The sequence below is a fragment of the Streptomyces sp. NPDC005070 genome (assembly GCF_053600395.1).
Window position 1 is genome coordinate 1 of sequence record NZ_JBSFZS010000562.1, and the last position, 1,168, is coordinate 1,168.

1 protein-coding gene is annotated in these 1,168 nt (G+C 76.4%); it reads right to left on the minus strand.

The annotated features are described in order from the left end of the window. On the minus strand, window positions 1–1,168 hold a 1,168-nt coding region (locus ACWEBX_RS41155), incomplete at both ends, for an acyltransferase domain-containing protein (protein ID WP_451889784.1).

Sequence of the window (1,168 nt, forward strand, 5' to 3'; positions counted from 1 at the left end):
TTGGCCGCGGCGATTCCGCAGACCCCCCAGGGGCCGACGGCCAGGACCCCGGTCCAGCAGGTCGCGACGATCCCCGCGGTCATCGCGAACAGCGGCCAGCGCGGTCAGCGCCTGGCTGCGCAGGGCGACGATGCGTGCCCCGTCCTTCAGGGAGAGCGCGCCGGCCGCGCAGGCGGCGGCGATCTCTCCCTGGGAGTGCCCCACCACCACGTCGGGGGCCACGCCCAGGGAGCGCCACAGTGCGGCGAGGGAGACCATCATCGCCCACAGGGCGGGCTGGATGACGGCGTCGACGGCGTCCCCGTGTTCCAGTGACGGTGCCGTCCGCGCCTCGCCGATCAGGTCCAGCAGGGACCAGTCGAGCCACGGTTCCAGCGCCTTCGCGCAGGCGTCGATGGAGCGGGCGAACACCTCGGACTCGGCGTAGAGCCGGCGGCCCATGCCCGGCCACTGCGAGCCCTGGCCGGGGAAGACGAAGACGACCGGGCCCGCGGTACCGGCGGTGCCGCGCGCGGCACGCGGGCCGGCGGTGCCGGCCGCCACCGCCGCGAGGCCGGCCAGTGCCTCGTCGCGGTGCTCGGCCAGGACGACGGCGCGGTGCTCGAAGAGCGGGCGGGTCGCGATCAGGGAGTGCCCGATCGCGGCCGCCGGCAGTGAGGGGTCGGCGCCGACGAGGTCGTGCAGCAGCGCGGCCTGCCGGCTCAGGGCCTGCTCCGAGCGGGCCGACAGCACGAGGGGCACCGTCTTCGTGACGATCGCCGGGGCCGTGTTCCGGTCGGCGGCGGGGGGTTCGGCCCGGGAGGGGGCCTGTTCGAGGACGATGTGGGCGTTGGTGCCGCCCATCCCGATCGAGGACACCCCGGCCCGGCGCGGCCGGCCGGCTTCGTCCGGCCAGGGCCGCGCGGCGCGCAGTACCTCGAAGTCGTCGTGGAAGGCGGGGACGGCGGGGTTGGGGGTGGTGAAGTTCGGGGTGGGCACCAGGTGGGCGTGCTCCACGCACAGCGCGGCCTTCACGAAGCCGACGATGCCCGCGGCCGGCTCCAGGTGGCCGACGTTGGCCTTCACCGAGCCGACGGCGAGCCGGCGTCCGCGGCCGCTCGCGCGGAACACCTCCCGCAGGCCCGCCAGTTCGGCCGGGTCGCCGAGCCGGGTGCCGGTGCCGTGGGCC